Origin of the sequence: Xanthomonas sp. Leaf148 (genome assembly GCF_001423585.1) — a bacterium.
Classification (GTDB): domain Bacteria; phylum Pseudomonadota; class Gammaproteobacteria; order Xanthomonadales; family Xanthomonadaceae; genus Xanthomonas.
Genome location: NZ_LMOP01000008.1, coordinates 1,147,494 through 1,162,938, shown reverse-complemented (window position 1 = coordinate 1,162,938; position 15,445 = coordinate 1,147,494). Strand labels below are relative to the sequence as shown.

Annotated in this window: 13 protein-coding genes and 1 other RNA gene; 5 read left to right on the top strand and 9 right to left on the bottom strand. The window is 65.1% G+C overall.

Annotated features, from left to right (window positions below):
• Positions 1–147: 147 nt before the first annotated feature.
• The gene (locus tag ASF90_RS09525) at positions 148–2,586 is read left to right on the top strand and encodes a membrane-bound PQQ-dependent dehydrogenase, glucose/quinate/shikimate family (protein ID WP_193589406.1); all 2,439 of its coding nucleotides are present in this window, start codon (positions 148–150) and stop codon (positions 2,584–2,586) included.
• Positions 2,587–3,318: 732 nt separating this feature from the next.
• A complete protein-coding gene (locus ASF90_RS09520) occupies positions 3,319–5,187 on the top strand; it encodes a methyl-accepting chemotaxis protein (RefSeq protein WP_055848921.1) in 1,869 nt (622 codons plus the stop codon).
• Between the two features lie 264 nt (positions 5,188–5,451).
• Here the strand turns inward: ASF90_RS09520 and ASF90_RS09515 are convergent, their stop codons facing one another.
• The 4 genes from ASF90_RS09515 to rluD are packed head-to-tail and all read right to left on the bottom strand — an operon-like array spanning position 5,452 to position 8,212.
• Positions 5,452–5,886 carry a thiol-disulfide oxidoreductase DCC family protein gene (locus tag ASF90_RS09515; protein ID WP_055848918.1) on the bottom strand — a complete coding sequence of 145 codons (435 nt, stop codon included), beginning with the start codon at positions 5,884–5,886 and terminating at the stop codon, positions 5,452–5,454.
• Complete coding sequence (locus tag ASF90_RS09510; protein ID WP_055850321.1) at positions 5,873–6,403, bottom strand: DUF4166 domain-containing protein; 531 nt, start codon at positions 6,401–6,403, stop codon at positions 5,873–5,875. The genes ASF90_RS09515 and ASF90_RS09510 overlap by 14 nt, the downstream gene beginning before the upstream one ends.
• Positions 6,400–7,215 carry a peptidoglycan editing factor PgeF gene (pgeF, locus tag ASF90_RS09505; protein WP_055850319.1) on the bottom strand — a complete coding sequence of 272 codons (816 nt, stop codon included), beginning with the start codon at positions 7,213–7,215 and terminating at the stop codon, positions 6,400–6,402. Before pgeF ends, ASF90_RS09510 begins: the two co-directional genes overlap by 4 nt.
• 1 nt (position 7,216) lies before the next feature.
• Positions 7,217–8,212: a 23S rRNA pseudouridine(1911/1915/1917) synthase RluD gene (gene rluD / locus ASF90_RS09500; RefSeq protein ID WP_055848915.1), complete on the bottom strand. Its 996-nt coding sequence runs from the start codon at positions 8,210–8,212 to the stop codon at positions 7,217–7,219.
• Positions 8,213–8,332: 120 nt separating this feature from the next.
• On the opposite strand from rluD, the gene ASF90_RS09495 reads away from it, so the two are divergent.
• The 3 genes from ASF90_RS09495 (at position 8,333) to ASF90_RS09490 (ending at position 10,602) form a co-directional block, all read left to right on the top strand.
• A complete protein-coding gene (locus tag ASF90_RS09495) occupies positions 8,333–9,214 on the top strand; it encodes an outer membrane protein assembly factor BamD (protein ID WP_055848912.1) in 882 nt (293 codons plus the stop codon).
• A gap of 286 nt (positions 9,215–9,500) precedes the next feature.
• Positions 9,501–9,576, top strand: a non-coding RNA gene (locus ASF90_RS21960) — sX9 sRNA.
• Positions 9,577–9,624: 48 nt separating this feature from the next.
• Positions 9,625–10,602, top strand: coding sequence for a hypothetical protein (locus tag ASF90_RS09490; protein ID WP_055848909.1), 978 nt, complete (start codon positions 9,625–9,627; stop codon positions 10,600–10,602).
• On the opposite strand, the gene ASF90_RS09485 is transcribed toward ASF90_RS09490, so the two are convergent.
• The 5 genes from ASF90_RS09485 to sucC all read right to left on the bottom strand — a co-directional run bounded on the left by ASF90_RS09485 (position 10,596) and on the right by sucC (position 15,223).
• On the bottom strand, positions 10,596–12,236 hold the full coding sequence (locus ASF90_RS09485; protein WP_055848907.1) for an NAD+ synthase: 1,641 nt from the start codon (positions 12,234–12,236) through the stop codon (positions 10,596–10,598). The two genes, ASF90_RS09490 and ASF90_RS09485, sit on opposite strands and share 7 nt — an antisense overlap.
• Before the next feature lie 21 nt (positions 12,237–12,257).
• Complete coding sequence (locus ASF90_RS09480) at positions 12,258–12,629, bottom strand: DUF559 domain-containing protein (protein ID WP_055848904.1); 372 nt, start codon at positions 12,627–12,629, stop codon at positions 12,258–12,260.
• A 24-nt stretch (positions 12,630–12,653) separates the two neighbouring features.
• Positions 12,654–13,013 carry a hypothetical protein gene (locus ASF90_RS23405; protein WP_055848901.1) on the bottom strand — a complete coding sequence of 120 codons (360 nt, stop codon included), beginning with the start codon at positions 13,011–13,013 and terminating at the stop codon, positions 12,654–12,656.
• A 140-nt stretch (positions 13,014–13,153) separates the two neighbouring features.
• Positions 13,154–14,029 carry a succinate--CoA ligase subunit alpha gene (sucD, locus tag ASF90_RS09470; RefSeq protein ID WP_055848897.1) on the bottom strand — a complete coding sequence of 292 codons (876 nt, stop codon included), beginning with the start codon at positions 14,027–14,029 and terminating at the stop codon, positions 13,154–13,156.
• Positions 14,030–14,053: 24 nt separating this feature from the next.
• Positions 14,054–15,223, bottom strand: coding sequence for an ADP-forming succinate--CoA ligase subunit beta (gene sucC / locus ASF90_RS09465; RefSeq protein ID WP_055848894.1), 1,170 nt, complete (start codon positions 15,221–15,223; stop codon positions 14,054–14,056).
• Positions 15,224–15,445: the final 222 nt, after the last annotated feature.

Below are 15,445 nucleotides of genomic sequence, written 5' to 3'. Positions count from 1 at the left end.
TGCGCGTTCATATCCAAGGTCGCCGGCAGCCTTTGCCAACGGGCGACCTCTCTCCCTCCACGACTTGTCGCCGGTGCATGCCGCCCAAGTCCTTCCTGATATCTCAAAATGACTGATCAATCCTCAAAACGTGGGCTAGGCACCTGGTTGCTGGTGGCCTATGCAGTGGTGATCGCCGTGCTCGGTGCGGTGCTCGCCTACGAAGGCGGCCGCCTGGTCGCCGTCGGCGGTTCCTGGTACTACCTGCTCGCGGGCATTGCGCTGCTGCTGGCCGGCGTGTTGCTGGCGCTGGGCAAGCGTGCCGGCCTGTGGCTGTTTGGCGCCACGCTGGCCGCCACCATCGCGTGGGCGCTGTGGGAAGTGGGTCTGGATGGCTGGGGCCTGGTTCCGCGTCTGGCCTGGATGTCGGTGCTGGGCCTGGTATTGCTGCCGTTCTGGGGCGTGGCGCGTCGGCGCATGCAGCCGTTGTCCGGTGCCGGCTATGTCGTGGTGACCGGCGTGCTGCCGATCCTGGGCGCAGCGCTGATCCTGTGGCCACTGTTTATGCCGCGCAATGTGGAACTGGCCGACGCATCCAAGCAGCCGGCCGACAACGCCACCGCCTTCAGTCGCGGCAGCGTGCCCAGCCCGGACGGCAATGTCGCTGCCAATCACGACGCCAGCAACTGGACCGCGTATGCCGGTTCCAACCTGTCCAATCACTACACCCCCGGCGCGCAGATCACCCCGGACAACGTGAAGAACCTCAAGGTAGCCTGGGAATTCCATACCGGCGATCTGAAGCCGAAGGATTCCAAGCTGGGCTACGCCTTCCAGAACACCCCGCTCAAGATCGGCGACCTGCTGTACATCTGCACCCCGACCCAGAAGGTGATTGCGGTGGAAGCGGCCAACGGCAAGGAGCGCTGGCGCTTCGACCCGCAGACCAACCCCAAGGCGATGGCCGGTGTGGCCGCCACCACCTGCCGTGGCGTGTCGTACTACCAGGCGCCGGAAGGCACTGCCGACTGCCCGACGCGAATCTTCTGGCCGATGGTCGATGGTCGCCTCGGCGCGCTGGACGCGCAGACCGGCAAGCTGTGCGCCAGCTTCGGCAACAACGGCTATGTGGACCTCAATGCCGGCACCGGCAACACCAAGCCGGGCTTCGTCGGCCCGACCTCGCCGCCGGTGGTAATGCGCGGCGTGGTGATCCAGCCGACCGGCCAGGTGCGTGACGGCCAGGAAGGCGATGCGCCGTCGGGCGTGGTGCGTGGCTTCGATGCCCTCACCGGCCAGCTGCGCTGGGCCTGGGATCTGGGCAACCCGGCGATCACCGCCGAACCGCCCGCTGGCCAGACCTACACGCGTTCGACCCCGAACGTGTGGTCGCTGATGGCGGCCGACGACGAGCTGGGCCTGGTGTATCTGCCCACCGGCAATGCGTCCGGCGACTTCTTCGGCAAGGGCCGTACCCCGCAGGATGAGGAATACACCGCCTCGTTGGTCGCCGTGGACGCGGCCACCGGCAAGGAGCGCTGGCATTTCCGTACCGTCAACCACGACCTGTGGGACTACGACATCGGCCCGCAGCCGAACCTGGTCGATTGGCCGGTCGCCGGCGGCGGCACGCGTCCTGCGGTGATCCAGGCCACCAAGTCCGGCCAGGTGTTCGTGCTGGACCGCGCCACCGGCGCGCCGTTGATGCCGGTCAAGCAGATGGCCGTGCCGCAGGGCACTGACCATGGCGACTGGACCGCTGCCACCCAGCCGATCTCGCCGGGCATGCCCAACACCGTGGGCGCGCCCAGCCGCGAGGTCGAGACCATCATCGAATCCGATGCCTGGGGCATGACGCCGTTCGATCAGCTCGCCTGCCGTATCCAGTTCAAGCAGCTGCGCTACGAAGGCATGTTCACCCCGCCGACGCTGCAAGGCTCGCTGGCGTTCACCGGCAACCACGGCGGCATCAACTGGGGCGGCGTCTCGGTCGATCTGCAGCGCGGCATCATGGTGATGAACAGCAATCGCCTGCCCTACACCTTGCAGGTCTATACCCGCGAGAAAATGAACGAACTCGGCGTCGTGTCGGTGTTCGACGGCAAGAGCAAGACCCCCGGCTACATGGCGCAGAAGGGCCTGGCCTATGGCGCCCGCAAGGAGCCGTGGATGTCGCCGCTCAACACCCCGTGCGTCGCCCCGCCGTGGGGCTACATCTCCGGTGTGGATCTGCGCACGCAGCAGGTGCTGTGGCGCCGTCCGCTGGGCACCGGTTACGACCAGGGCCCGATGGGCATCCCGTCCAAGACCAAGTTCGAGATCGGCACGCCCAACAACAGCGGCTCGCTGGCCACCGCCGGCGGCGTGACCTTCATCGGCGCAACCCTGGACGACTTCATGCGCGGCTTCGACACCCGCACCGGCAAGCAGGTCTGGGAGACGCGCGTCCCAGCCGGCCCGCAGGCTGCCCCGCTGAGCTACACCATCGACGGCAAGCAGTACATCGTGGCCGCCGTGGGTGGACACGACCGCATGGAAACCAAGTCCGGCGACAGCGTCATCGCCTGGGCCTTGCCGGACGCTGCACCAGCGGCGCCGGCGAAGTAATCGCCAGCCCGTTCGGGCAGTGACACAACAGACCGGCCATCGCGAGACGGCCGGTTTTTTTATGGGCGCGGCCTGTCGATTGGGCGAATCGTCGTTGCCCAGAAGGGTGGAGCATGTGGTGTGCGGTCGGAATCCGTGGTTCTGGCAGCACGCCTGAATTGCACGGTGTTGCATCCGCTCATGACAGGTGTGCCGGAACTGCGGTTTGACCGACCGGCCATCTGCATCGCACCGAGCCGTGTCGGATGGAGGTCTTTCCGAAATTCTTCGGGTCGCTGCCTTGCAAGTTCTCCTGCTGCGATTTCCCGACACGAGGTGCACTGCCATGGCGGTGGTTTGTGCCCACTCTAATTTCAGCGCAAACCCGACACCGACACCGGCAACAGTGCAACGCGCGCTAGTCGCCGCTGCCAGATCAGAGGGAAGCGAACCGCCCATCTGCATTCCATCGGAGCGCGGAATTGCGCGACCTCACAACAGCCAAAATTCACGTGAAATTTACAACCAAGCACACCGCTTCCGAGCAGCAGCGCGCTGCTCAAAACATACGCACCGCAACTGAAAACGCTTCCAAATCAACCACATCAGCTTTTTACGTGGTCCGCAGCACGCATTCCGACAAACGGTCCTTTCACACCATCATGATTCGGGCTCGGCCGCCGATACCCCATTGCAGCCCACTCCTGCCGCACACCGTTCCCCCTTTCCCAGAACACTAGTCGGACTCAGCCTATGTTGCCTTCACACGATGCCGCACCCGTTTCCCGCCCACCGGCGGACGCAAACGTTGCGCGTACCACCTGGACTGCATGGATGCCCGCTGCCGCACACCTCGCGCTGCTGGCCTTGCTGACGTTCTATGCCGCCACGCTGGTGCCCGGCGGCGTCGGTAGCGCGTTCGCGAAGCTGTTCCCGGCGCTGCTGGTGCTCGGCGCGGCCAGCGTCGGCCTGTGGTGGTGGGCGCGTCGTCGCAGCAGTGCGCAGCTGCAGCAGGCAGTGAGTGCCGTCGCTGCGCTGGGCGAAGGCCGCTTTCAGCGCCTGGACGCGCGTACCGCCTCCGGTGAACTGGCACCGCTGCTGCGCACGTTGCAGGCGACCCAGGACAAGCTGGCCATCCGCATCGACGTGATGGAACAAGGCCTGCGCCACGGGCAGTTCGTGATCAAGGCACTCGACGATCTGGATACCATGATCCGCATCGCCGACGACGACGGCCAGGTGCTGTTCGCCAACCGCAAGCTGCTCGCGATGCTCAAGCTGATCGAGCCGGATGTGCAGAGCTTCCGCCCCAGCTTCCATGCCGAAGGATTCGTCGGCGGCAGCATCGGCGACATCTACCCGGACAGCCAGGCTGCCATCGACCGCATGCGCGCGTTGAACGCGTCCAAGGCCGTGCGCGCCCCGTTCTTCGGGCGCCAGATCGACTTCGTATACAGCCCGATCATCGCCGCCGACGGCACCAAGCTGGGCACCATCGCGCAGTGGATGGACGTCACCGCGCAGGTCAACGCCGAGCAGGCGCTGATCCAGATCATCGATGCGGCATCGGCCGGCGATTTCAGTCGCCGCATGCAGGTCGACGGCATGGATGGCGTGCTGCTGTCGCTGGCGCAAGGCATCAACCGCATCTACGACTCGGTGGAAACCCACCTGGCCGCGTTGGCACGCGTCATCAGCGCGATGGCCGAAGGCGATCTCACCCAGCGCGTGGACGGCGATGCGCACGGCATCTTTGCGCGCCTGCGCGACGACACCAACCAGACCGTCGCCCGTCTGACCGAAATCATCGGCGGCATCCAGACTGCATCGGACACCATCCGCCAGGCGGCTGTGGAAATCGCCGCCGGCAATACCGATCTGTCCGAACGCACCGAGCAGCAGGCGGCGAATCTGGAAGAAACCGCAAGCTCGATGGAAGAACTCACCTCGACCGTGAAGCAGAATGCCGAAAGCGCGCTGCAGGCCAACCGCCTGGTGGTGGGCACTGGTGAAGTGGCGCAAAGCGGCGGCCAGGTGATGGACGATGTGGTCGCCACCATGAGCCAGATCAGCACCGCCTCGCGCAAGATCGGCGAGATCATCGGCGTCATCGACGGCATCGCGTTTCAGACCAATATCCTGGCGCTCAATGCCGCAGTGGAAGCAGCACGTGCCGGCGAACAGGGCCGCGGTTTTGCGGTCGTCGCCTCCGAAGTGCGCGCATTGGCGCGGCGCTCTGCCGATGCGGCAAAAGAAATCAAGACGCTGATCGCTGATTCCACCGACAAGGTGGAGCTGGGCTCGGGGCTGGTGCATCGTGCCGGCGCGACCATGCGCGAGATCGTCGGCTCGGTCAAACACGTCACCGACATCATGAGCGAGATCACCTCGGCCAGCGCCGAGCAGTCCAGCGGCATCGAACAGGTCAATCGCACCGTCGCACAACTGGATGAGGTCACCCAACGCAACGCCGCGTTGGTGGAAGAAGCCACCGCCGCCGCACGTAGCCTGGAAGAACAGGCGGTGGAACTGGCCGATGCGGTCTCGATCTTCCGCCTGCAGCCCGCGCACAGTGGCAACTCGAACGTCGTGCGCGCAAGTTTCGGAAACGCGGCGGCATAAGCCGTAGGAGCGCACCCGGGCGCGACGAAGCATCACCGGTAACGCCCCATCGCGCCCGGGTGCGCTCCTACGCAAAGTAAGCGTGCGTGTCTGCCATCGTTGGTCCGGCACGCGCAGCCGCAAACAACACGCCGAATCGAAGAGCCATCGCACAGATGAGCCAATCTTCGTAGGAGCGCACCCGGGCGCGACGAAGCTTTATCGGTAACGCCCCATCGCGCCCAGGTGCGCTCCTACGCGGGGATGGCTTCGCAGCGGAGAGGGCTAATTCAGGAACCGCGCACGCTGCTCGGGTGTGGGCAGCATGCAGTGCTCGGTACGCCCGAACCAGCGATAGCGATTGCGCGCGATCAGGCGATAGCCGATGTCGCGCAAGCCACGTGGGACCACGCGCAACACTGCAAACAAGCGCCAAACGCCACCCAAACCGGCCAGCACGCGCACGATCGCATCGCTGTCGGTCCATGCACCGGTGTCGTCCACCAGCAAAAACGACAGCGGATCATCGGGATCCAGCCCGTGCTGCTGCAACAGCGCGCGCCCGGCGTGCCCCTGCATCGCGGCAAAGCGATAACGCCCACGTCGATCGTGGCGCAGCAGCAACGTGACCCAGCCATTGCACAGCAGGCACACGCCATCGAACACGATGGTTGCCGGCGCACTGCGCGCATCAACCTGCGGTGATTCAACCTGGCGCAAGCCAACCCTCGTAACGAATGAACGGCCCGACCAGCGGCAGGTGCACGTCGACGAAAAATCCATAGCGGCCAGCGTCGGCATGCTCGCGGCAACGCACCTGCTCGAACCAGCGCGCAGGCAGCGGGATCCAGCCGAATGCCCACACGCGCGTGGCCTGCCAGTACAACGCGTCGGCATCGGCACGCAGCGCGAATTCGAAGCGCACCGCGCCCAGGTGCTCGCGCAGTGCGCCGCCCTGCCGCCACAACCGCGAATACATCGGCAACCCGGCAAACCGCCGGTGCCAGCGCTCGCCGTGCGCATCGACCAGAAACTCCACTTCGACATCCACCTCGCCAGTGCGCGGCAAGCGGCTCAGCAACGCCAGCAACGGCACCAAGGCATGACGACCGCGCTGAATCTGCGCCCTTCCGCCAAAGGTCTGCCGCTGCTGCACCGAGTGCAGCGCGCGCACCGGCGCAGGCAGCTGCGCGAACGCATCCTGGCCGAGTACCTGCGCAAACAATGGCGTGTTCAGGGCGCGATCCAGGCCAGCGTGGCCATGCGTCCGCTGCGACGGTCGCGGCGGTGCGAGAAGAAGCGTTGCGGATCGGAAATGGTGCACAGCCCGCCGCCATGGATCGCGCTGGCCGGCACGCCGGCACGCTGCAAGCGCTGGCGCGCCAATGCATACAGATCCACCCGCCAATGCCCCGGCCGCGTGGCGATGAAGGCGTCCTGCGCCTGCGCATCGTCGGCGACGAAGGCATCGAAGACGTCCTGCCCGATTTCATATGCCTGCGGCCCCGCTGCCGGCCCCAGCCATGCGATCAACCGCGACGCAGGCGTACGCATGGCGGCCACGCTGCGCTCCAGCATGCCGTCGGCCAGCCCGCGCCAACCGGCATGCGCGGCCGCCACTTCGCTGCCATCGGCCGCCGCCAGCACCACGGGCAGGCAATCGGCAGTGAGGATCGCCAGCACCACGCCAGGCACAGCGGTGACAGCCGCATCGGCAATGGGTTCAAACGCAGCTGGCGCGAGATCGCCCGCGCCATCCGACCGCGCATCGGATGCAAGCAGCGACGCGTCGACGCGCACCACCTCCACACCGTGCACCTGCCGCAACCAATGCGGCGCGCTCGGCAACGCCAGCGCTTCGACCAGCAGTGCCCGGTTGCGCTCCACCTGCTCGGGCGTATCGCCCTCGGGGCTGTTGCGGTTGCCCAGATTGAGCGTGTCGAACGGCGGCAGTGAGCCGCCCAGCCCGTAGCGCAAGGTGGTCAGCGCCTGGATGCGTGGCGGCGCAGGCCAGTCGGCCGGCAGGATGCAAGGCGCGGCCACTGTCACTTCAGCGGCGCGCCAGCTCGGCGGCACGTGCGCTGTCTTCGCGCAGCGCGGTCATCAGCCGCTGCAGGTCGGCCGGCACCGGTGCGGTGGCGCGCACCGGCTCGCCGCTGACCGGATGCAGGAATTCCAGCGTTTCGGCATGCAATGCCTGGCGCTTGAAGGTGCGCAGCTCGTGCACCAGCTCGTCGGTGGCGCCCTTGGGCAGCTTGAGCGCGCCGCCGTACAGCGGGTCGCCAACGATCGGCGACTTCAGATGCGCCATATGCACGCGAATCTGATGGGTGCGCCCGGTTTCCAGGCGGCATTCCAGCGCGGTATGCGCACGGAAGCGTTCGCGCAGCCGGTAATGGGTGACCGCGTCGCGGCCGTCGTCGCGCACCGCCATCTTCAGGCGATCGCGTGGATGGCGGTCGATCGGCGCATTGGCGGTGCCGCCGGACACCAGCGCACCGACCACCACCGCCAGATACTGGCGATGCACATCGCGCGCGGACAGCTGTTCCACCAGCGCCGTCTGCGCCTGCACGGTCCGCGCGACCACCATGACGCCGCTGGTTTCCTTGTCCAGACGATGCACCACGCCGGCACGCGGCACCGCCGACAACGCGGGGTCGCGGAACAGCAGCGCATTGACCAGGGTGCCGTCCGGATTGCCCGCACCCGGATGCACGACCAGACCGGCCGGCTTGTCGATCACCAGCACCTGGTCGTCTTCGTACAACACGTTCAGCGGGATGTCCTGCGGGGCCGCATGGGTCTGGGTTTCCAGCACCACTTGCAGCTGCACGCTCTCGCCGCCGCGCAAGGTGTCGCGCGGACGCGCCATTTCGCCATCCAGCAGCGCATCGCCGGACTTGATCCATTCCGACAGCCGCGAGCGCGAGAATTCGGGGAACAGCTCGGCCAGCACCGCGTCGAAACGGCGCCCTGCGGCGTTATCGGGCACGATGGCCTGACGGATGGACGGGTCGATGGGGTCGGCAGATGGGTCGGACATGGACACTGGCACTCAGGCAAAAACGGGAATTTAGGGGTCCGGGAGGCAGGAGTCAGTCGCCGGACAGGCCACTAGGCTATCATCGCGCTTTCGTTTTCCTGACGCGTCCTTCCCAGACCCATGATCCGACGGTCCACGTTTTCCGCGCCTGCGCGCCTGATTGCCCTCATGCTGGTCATGGCGTTCGTCGTCACCGGCTGCCACCGCGGCGCCAAGGACAAGAATCCCGATGAGGGCATGCCGGTCGAGCAGCTCTATGGCAAAGGCCACGGCCTGATGGAGAAAGGCAACTGGGCTGGCGCCGAAGCCAGCTACAAGCGCCTGATCGCCCAGTACCCGTATGGTCCGTACACCGAGCAGGCGATGATCGAAAGCGCCTATGCCCAGTACAAGGCCGGCAAGCACGACGACACGGTGTCCAGCGTCGACCGCTTCATCCGGACCTATCCCACGCACCGCAACATCTCGTACCTGTACTACCTGCGCGGGCTGGCCAACAGCAACCGCGACACGGTGTTCCTGCGCCGGGTGTGGTCGCTGGACCCAAGCCGCCGCGATCTGTCGTCGCCGCAGCAGGCCTACAACGACTTCAATACGGTCACCGACCGCTATCCCAACAGCCGCTACGCGCCCGATGCGCGCAAGCGGATGATCGAGCTGCGCGACGTGTTTGCCCAGCACGAGCTGGATAACGCGCTGTACTACCTGCGCCGCAACGCCTGGGTGTCCGCAGCCGGCCGCGCCAACTATCTGCTGGAAACCTACCCGCAGAGCGCCTATCAGTACGACGCCGTTGCCGTGCTGGCGGAGGCCTACACACACCTGGGCAACAAGACCCTGGCCGCAGACGCACGCCGCGTGCTCGAACTCAACAGCCCGCAGCACCCGTGGCTGACTGGCAATTGGCCAAAGTACCCCTGGGCGATCCGCAAGCTCAACCCGTTTGCCGGCGAGAAGTCCGCCGCGACCGGTCAGCGCAATGCACAGATGAGCCGCGACTAAGACTTGCAGTCACTGCCGAATACATAAGGGGCCGAAAGGCCCCTTTTTCATGTCTGAGAGGTCGATACGGCAAACCACCGCAGCAGTGAACGCTCCCCACTGCGGTAGCGTCTGTGCGCGTGTACTCGCTCCCTGTGCCGGCGTATCGCAAGCCCGCGCGCGCGTCCCGTAACCGGCGCCAGATCACCGAACCGGCGCGCTGGCCTGACTATACTCAAGCCTTAGAGCAGCTAACAAAACGACTGTGCTCATCGCCAGGCGGGCGCGGCCGATTCTCGGAGTCGGCATGTACCACGCATACACTCCGGTTCCTCAGCGCCGTCCACACCCACCTGACGACTGCTCGGGACGGTTTGTTAGCCGCTCTTAGGAAGATCCGACTCCCCGCCGGCGCCAGCCAAGGAGGCCGCATGTCTCGTCTTATCGCCCTATTTTTGCTCGCGATGTCGCTGGCAACACTGAGCACGGTCTCAGTCGCGGCCCCGATCGTCTACGGCGTCAACGCCCACGACAATCGCCCCGGCTACCCCATGAACCAGGCCGAGGCACGCTTCAAACTGCTGGCCGCGCGCAATCTGCGCAGCTACCGCTTCGATGTGGATCCGCGCGATTACGCAACGCTGGATGCCTTGGTCCCACTGGCGCGTCAGTACGGCATCACGCTACGCCCGATGGTCTACCCGATGTCGCGCGAGATCGGTTACCAACTGGCACGTCGCTACGCGGCCGACATCAAGGTCTGGGAGATCGGTAACGAACAGGACCTGGTGCGCGCCGAAGCCGATGCCCGCATCGCCGCGATGACCACCATGTATCTGGGGATGCGCCAGGCCTCAAACGAACTGGGCGCGGGCCTGCGTTTCACCATCAACATCACTGCCTGCAACAGCGACGACCGCAGCGCCAACGCGCGTTGCCCGGGCGACCGCAATGGCTCGCTATGGTTTCTTGCCAAGGCCAAGGCCGCCGGTTTCGACTTCGACCACATCAGCTTCCACTACTACGCCTTCCACCACGATGCCGGCTACTGGACGGACTTGTACCTGGGCCAGCTACGCACCGCCGCGCAGACCTACAACACGCCGGTGTTCTTCAACGAGCTGAACTGCGCCGAGGTCTACACCGGCAACACCACCGGCGGCGCGGAAGGCGATCGCGGCTGCTTCGACAGCCTGGCGCAGCTGCTGCGCAACGTGCGCGCCAACTATGCCGACGTGGTCGCCGAGATCAATGTCTACGAGTTGCTGGACCAGACCACCATCCAGGGCGCAGAAGGCCATTTCGGCCTGATGTACGACCTGACGCGACCCAAACCGACTCTTGATTTGCTCACCCGCTTCGCGCAACCGCCGGCCACCGCAGCGATGGCCGACGCGCCGGGTTACTGACCGGAATACCCGTTGGTGATCGGGTAACGCCGCTCGCGACCGAACGCGCGTCGCGAGATCTTCGGCCCGGGCGCGGCCTGATGGCGCTTCCATTCGTTGATCCGCACCAGGCGCAGCACGTGTTCGACGGTGTCGGCCGCATAACCGGCGGCAACGATCTCGTCGCGCGACTGCTCCTGGTCGACATAGCGGTACAGGATGCCGTCCAGCACATCGTAGGGCGGCAGCGAATCCTGGTCGGTCTGGTTGTCGCGTAGCTCGGCCGATGGCGGGCGCGAGATCACCGCCGGTGGAATGACTGGCGCACCGCCGACGGTATTGCGCCATTTCGCCAGGCCGAATACTTCGGTCTTATAGAGATCCTTCAGCGGCGCGTAGCCACCGCACATGTCGCCGTAAATCGTGGCGTAGCCCACTGCGTATTCGCTCTTGTTGCCAGTGGTCAGCAGCAGCCCGCCGAATTTGTTGGACAGCGCCATCAGGATCACGCCACGGCTGCGCGACTGCAGATTCTCTTCGGTGACATCCGGCTGGGTGCCTTCGAACATTGGACCCAGCGCAGCGAGCAAGCCTTCGAATGCCGGCTCGATCGCGATGGTTTCCAGCTTCACGCCCATCGCACGGCATTGCTCCTCGGCCAGATCGTTGGACAGACCGGCGGTGTAGCGCGACGGCAGCCGAACCGCGGTGACGTTATCGCCACCCAGCGCATCGACCGCCATCGCCAGCACCAGCGCCGAATCGATGCCGCCGGACAGGCCCAGCCACACCTTGCTGAAGCCGTTCTTGCGGCAGTAATCCTGCAGGCCACGCACCACCGCGCGCCAGGCGAGTGCGTCCATGCTCTCGTCGCCATCGTCCACCCAGACCACCGGGGTGAAGCGGCGTTCGCCAGCGGCGTAGTCCACCACCAGCCATTGATCGACAAAGGCGGCGGCGGCCGGATGCACGGTGCCGTCGCCATCGGCCACCACCGAGGCGCCATCGAACACCAGCGCGTCCTGGCCGCCAACCACGTTGAGATACGCAATCGCCGCCCCACTCTCGCGTGTGCGCTCGGCCAATAGCGCATCGCGCTGCGCGTGCTTGCCGCGCTCGTACGGCGAGGCATTGGGGACCAGCACCAGCTCGGCGCCGGCGTGCACGGTTTTGGCCAGCGGCTCGGCGAACCACAGGTCTTCGCAGATCACCACACCCACCTGCACGCCCTTGACCGTGACCACGCAATTGTCGCCATCCGGGTCCACATCGAAATAACGACGCTCGTCGAACACCGCGTAGTTGGGCAGCTCGCGCTTGCGGTAGGTCGCTTCGATGCGGCCATCGCGCAACACGCTGGCCGCGTTGTAGACCACGCTACCAGCGCTCTGCGGCCAGCCGACCACGGCGACGATGCCGCGCGTACTCGCCGCAATGCGCGTCAGTGCTTGTTCGCAGTGCGCCAAGAACCCCGGACGCAGCAGCAGATCTTCCGGCGGGTAGCCGCTGATCGCCAGTTCGGGAAACAGCACGATGTCCGCCTCGAACTCATCGCGCGCTGTGGCAATGAACTCGATGATGCGATCGGTATTTTTTGCCACCGCCCCAACCGGGAAGTCGAACTGGGCCATGGCGATGCGGAGGATCTGGGACATATCGGCAGCCTTTTGCGGTTCCTACCGGATGCCGGAAGGAGGGAAAGAAGAACGGGCAACGCACAAACCTTGCGCAATCGCGTTGCACACATCGTCAGTGCGCGCCAGCACCGCATTATTCCAGAAGCGCAGCAGCTGGAAGCCCTCGCGCTGCAGGAAGGCGTCGCGTACTGCATCGGAGCAGGCGTTCAGATGCTGGCTGCCATCAAGTTCGATGATCAATGCGCAGTCCAGACAGGCAAAATCGGCGATGTACGGCCCGACCGGACACTGCCTGCGAAACTTGAAGCCCAGCAAGCGCCGATCACGCAGCCGGTACCAAAGCGCGCGCTCGGCGTTGGTCATCTCGCGTCGCAAGATTTTCGCGAATCGAATTTTTTCGCCAGCGCGCATTGGATGCATCGGGTTTTTGTCAGATCACAGCGTGTTATGGAACTGCCGGTGCCAGCTATCGGTTGCGATCGATTTGGGGTGTAGGGGAAAGCTGCCCTCACCCCTACCCCTCTCCCGCAAGCGGGAGAGGGGAAATCCAAGGCACGAAGCTAAAGCAGTCCGCCTCTGCTGCAACTGCTGCGGCAACTGCTGCTGCAACTGCTGCTGCAACTGCTCCTGCAACTGCTCCTGCAACTGCTCCTGCTCCAGCACCTGCCCCTGCTCCTGCTCCCGCCCCCGCCCCCGCCCCTGCCCCTGCCCCTGCCCCTGCCCCTGCTCCTGCTCCTGCTCCTGCTCCTGCTCCTGCTCCTGCTCCTGCTCCTGCTCCCACCATCTATCAGCCACGCAACTGTCTGCGTCACTCCCTTCTCCCGCATGCGGGAGAAGGTGCCCGAAGGGCGGATGAGGGAAGAACTACCCAACCATAAAAAAAGGCCACCCGAAGGTGGCCTCTCTCAACTCGCAGACTTGCGCGCAGCGCGTACTTACTTCACCAGCGCAGCAATCGCCGCACCCAGATCGCCCGGCGAACGGACGGTCTTGACGCCAGCGGCTTCCATCGCCGCGAACTTGCCTTCGGCGGTGCCCTTGCCGCCCGATGCGATCGCACCGGCGTGGCCCATGCGCTTGCCGGCCGGAGCCGACGCACCGGCGATGAAGCCGACCACCGGCTTCTTCACGAACTGCTTGATGTACTCGGCACCGGCTTCTTCGGCGTCGCCGCCGATCTCGCCGACCATGATGATGCCTTCGGTCTGCGGGTCTTCGTTGAACAGCTTGAGGCAGTCAACGAAGTTCAGGCCGTTGATCGGGTCGCCGCCGATACCGATACAGGTGCTCTGGCCCAGGCCCACTTCGGTGGTCTGCTTGACCGCTTCATAGGTCAGGGTGCCCGAACGCGACACGATGCCGATCTTGCCCGGCTTGTGGATATGGCCCGGCATGATGCCGATCTTGCACTCGCCCGGGGTGATCACGCCGGGGCAGTTCGGCCCGATCAGCACGGTGTCCGGATGCGAGCGGGTCAGCACGTTCTTGACGCGCAGCATGTCCAGCACCGGGATGCCTTCGGTGATGCAGACGATGACCTTGATGCCGGCCGCAGCCGCTTCCAGGATCGCGTCGGCCGCATACGGCGGCGGCACGTAGATCACCGACGCATCGGCGCCGGTGTTCTGCACGGCGTCGGCCACGGTGTTGAACACCGGCAGATCGATATGCGTGGTGCCGCCCTTGCCGGGGGTCACGCCGCCGACGACCTGGGTGCCGTACTCAATCATCTGAGTGGCGTGGAAGGTGCCCTGCTGGCCGGTGAAGCCCTGCACGATCACCTTGGTGTTCTTGTTAATCAAAACGGACATGGATAGTTCCTTCGGTGTCGTGAATCAGGCGGCGTTCTTGACAGCTTCAACGACCTTCTTGGCACCGTCGTTGATGTTGTCGGCCGGGATGATGGCCATGCCACTGTCGCGCAGCAGCTGCTTGCCTTCTTCCACGTTGGTGCCTTCCAGGCGCACCACGACCGGAACCTTGACGCCCACTTCCTTGACCGCAGCGATGATGCCTTCGGCAATCATGTCGCAGCGGACGATGCCGCCGAAGATGTTGACGAAGATGCCTTCGACCTTGGCCGAGGACAGGATCAGCTTGAACGCCTCGATGACGCGCTGCTTGTTCGCACCGCCGCCCACGTCCAGGAAGTTCGCCGGCTCGCCGCCATTGAGCTTGATGACGTCCATGGTGGCCATGGCCAGGCCTGCGCCGTTGACCATGCAACCGATGTTGCCGTCCATGGTGACGTAGTTGATGTCCAGCTCCGAAGCAGTCACTTCGGTCTCGTCTTCCTGCGTCTTGTCGCGCATGGCGATGAGCTGCTTCTGACGGAATGCGGCGTTGTCGTCGCTGTCGAACTTGCCGTCCAGCGCGTACAGGTTGCCGTCGTCCAGGATCGCCAGCGGATTGATTTCAACCAGCGCCAGGTCCTTTTCGTTGAACAGGCGGTACAGGTTCACCATGATGCTGGCGAACTGGCCGGCCTGCTTGGCGTTCAGGCCGAGCTTGAAGCCGAAATCGCGACCGTGGTAGCCCTGCACACCTTCGACGAAATCGACGTTGAGCGAGTGGATCAGCTCCGGCGTTTCGGCAGCGACCTGCTCGATCTCCACGCCGCCTTCGGACGAGGCGATGTAGGTGATGGTCTTGGTGCCGCGGTCGACCAGGATCGACAGATACAGCTCCTTGACGATCTCGCCGGCGGTGGTCACCAGCACCAGGTTGATCGGCAGCTCGACGCCGGCGGTCTGGTAGGTCGACATCTTGGTGCCGAGCATCTTGGCCGCTGCGGCCTTCACATCGTCGGTGGTCTTGCAGAACTTGACGCCGCCAGCCTTGCCGCGGCCGCCCGCGTGGATCTGCGCTTTCACCATCCAGGGGCCCTTGCCCAGGGAATTGGCGACTTCAACCGCTTCGTCCGGGGTCGCCGCGACCTTGCCGGCCGGAACGGGGATGCCGTACTCGGCAAGCAGCTGTTTTGACTGGTATTCGTGGAAATTCATGCGTCACCGTGGGAAAAGGAAACGACCGCTGCGTGTAACGCAGACCGCCGGGGCGGCACGTCGAAAGACGCTAACGGGCCGCCTATTGTGGCCGACCACGCCGTGCGGCGCAAAATTCGCCGGCATTGCCTGTCCGATCGCCGCGCTTGCGCGCCGGCCGACAATGTGCACACGCAATGTGGGCACGCGCTGTGCCCAGGACCGCACCTGCCTATACTCGCG